Genomic DNA, 2,478 nt, shown 5'->3' with positions numbered 1-2,478 from the left:
ACCATCGAGGACGGCCTCGGCCCCCAGTCCGCGCACCCGCTGGAGCCCGACGACCGCACCGACCAGGTACGCGGCCGGCTCGACGCGGTGCTCATCGCCTCCCGCGTCGCCCCGCTCACCCGGCACATCGGCCTGGTGCCGACCGTGGTGGCCACCCACACCGAGCCGTTCCACATCTCCAAGGCGATCGCCACCCTCGACTACGTCAGCACCGGCCGCGCCGGGCTGCGGGTGCGGATCACCGCCCGGCCGGACGAGGCCGACCACTTCGGCCGCCGCCGTATCGACCGGATCGAGGCGTACGACAGCCCGGACGCCCAGGGCCTTCTCACCGACCTGTTCGACGAGGCCGCCGACTACGTGGAGGTGGTGCGCAGGCTCTGGGACAGCTGGGAGGACGACGCCGAGATCCGCGACCGCGCGACCGGCCGGTTCGTCGACCGGGACAAGCTGCACTACATCGACTTCGAGGGCCGCTTCTTCAGCGTCAAGGGCCCCTCCATCACCCCCCGCCCGCCCCAGGGGCAGCCGCTGGTCAGCGCCCTCGCGCACGACACCGTGCCGTACCGGCTGCTGGCCCGGGCGGCCGACGTCGGCTACGTCACCCCGCGCGACGCGGCGCACGCCCGCGCGATCGTGGCCGAGATCCGTGCCGAGCAGCGGAGCGCCGGGCGGGCGGGGGAGACCCTGCATGTCTTCGGAGACCTGCTGGTCTTCCTGGACGACAGCCAGGGTGAGGCCGAGGCGCGGCGGGCGCGGCTGGACGCGCTCGCGGGGGAGCCGTACACCGGCGACGCCCCGATCTTCACCGGCACGGCGGCGCAACTCGCCGATCGCCTTGAGGAGTTGGCGGGCGCCGGGCTGACCGGGTTCCGGCTGCGGCCCGCCGTCGCCGGGCACGACCTGCCCCGGATCAGCCGCGACCTGGTGCCCGAACTCCAGCGCCGGGGCCGGTTCCGCACCGCCTACGAGGCGGACACCCTGCGCGGCCTGCTCGGCCTCGCCCGCCCCGCCAACCGCTACGCCGCTGCCGCCGCCACCGCCGTCTGAGCCGGAGGACCGTACGACCATGAGCAAGCCGCTGAAGCAGATCCATCTGGCCGCCCACTTCCCCGGCGTCAACAACACCACCGTGTGGAGCGACCCGGCCGCCGGCAGCCACATCGAGTTCAGCTCCTTCGCGCACTTCGCGCGCACCGCCGAACGCGCCAAGTTCGACTTCCTGTTCCTCGCCGAGGGGCTGCGCCTGCGCGAACAGGGCGGGCAGATATACGACTTGGACGTGGTCGGCCGCCCCGACACCTTCACCGTGCTGGCCGCGCTCGCCGCCGTCACCGACCGGCTCGGTCTGACCGGCACCATCAACTCCACGTTCAACGAGCCCTATGAGGTGGCCCGCCAGTTCGCCAGCCTCGACCACCTCTCCGGCGGCCGCTCCGCGTGGAACGTGGTCACCTCCTGGGACGCCTTCACCGGCGAGAACTTCCGCCGCGGCGGCTTCCTGCCGCAGGACGAACGCTATTCACGCGCCAAGGAGTTCCTGGCCACCGCGCACGAGCTGTTCGACTCCTGGAGCGGCGAGGAGATCCTCGCCGACCGGGCCACCGGCGCCTTCCTGCGGGACGCGCGGGCCGGCGCCTTCGTCCACCAGGGGAAGCACTTCGACATCCACGGCCGGTTCAACGTACCGCGCTCCCCGCAGGGCCGCCCGGTGATCTTCCAGGCGGGCGACTCCGAGGAGGGCCGCGAGTTCGCCGCCGCCGGCGCGGACGCCATCTTCAGCAGGTACTCCCACCTGGAGGAGGGCCGGGCCTTCTACGCCGACGTCAAGGGCCGCCTCGCCAAGTACGGCCGCCGCCCTGACCAGTTGCTCATCCTGCCCGCCGCGACCTTCGTGCTCGGCGACACCGACGCCGAGGCCGCCGAACTCGCCCGCGAGGTGCGCCGCCAGCAGGTCAGCGGCGCCACCGCGCTCAAGCACCTGGAGTTCGTCTGGAACCGCGACCTGTCCGGGTACGACCCGGAGGGCCCGCTGCCCGACATCGATCCGCTGGTGAGCGAGGAGCACATCTCCCGGGGCCGCGCCCAGGTGCGGATGTACCGGGACCCGGTCGCCATCGCCCGCGAGTGGCGTGAGCTGGCCGAGGCCAACAAGTGGTCCATCCGCGATCTGGTGATCAACAACGGCAACCGGCAGACCTTCGTGGGCGCCCCCGCCACCGTGGCCCGGACCATCAACGAGTTCGTGCAGGCGGACGCCTCCGACGGGTTCATCCTCGTCCCGCACATCACCCCGGGCGGTCTCGACCCGTTCGCCGACAAGGTGGTCCCGCTCCTCCAGGAACAGGGCGTCTTCCGCGCCGACTACGAGGGCACCACCCTGCGCGAGCACCTGGGCCTGGCCCACCCCGACGCCGCCGCCCCGGCCGAGCGGGCCGCCTCGTAGCCACCGGCGCGGCCCCGGCATGGCACCGGCGC

Annotated in this window: 2 protein-coding genes; both read left to right on the top strand. The window is 73.0% G+C overall.

The window, feature by feature from the left end; translation table 11 throughout:
- On the top strand, positions 1–1,050 hold a 1,050-nt coding region (locus CCN72_RS31385; protein WP_107430200.1), incomplete at its 5' end, for an LLM class flavin-dependent oxidoreductase.
- 19 nt (positions 1,051–1,069) lie between these two features.
- Positions 1,070–2,446 (top strand): NtaA/DmoA family FMN-dependent monooxygenase, encoded by a 1,377-nt coding sequence (locus CCN72_RS31380; protein ID WP_086811502.1) that lies wholly within the window; start codon positions 1,070–1,072, stop codon positions 2,444–2,446.
- The last annotated feature ends 32 nt before the right edge of the window (positions 2,447–2,478 follow it).

The organism is Streptomyces murinus (assembly GCF_002154555.1).
GTDB classification, from domain to species: domain Bacteria; phylum Actinomycetota; class Actinomycetes; order Streptomycetales; family Streptomycetaceae; genus Streptomyces; species Streptomyces murinus.
This window is presented reverse-complemented; position numbering and strand designations above follow the sequence as displayed.

Coding starts and splice junctions, on each gene's coding strand:
- CCN72_RS31380 (WP_086811502.1), top strand. CDS start 1,070: ATGAGCAAGCCGCTGAAGCAGATCCATCTGGCCGCCCACTTCCCCGGC.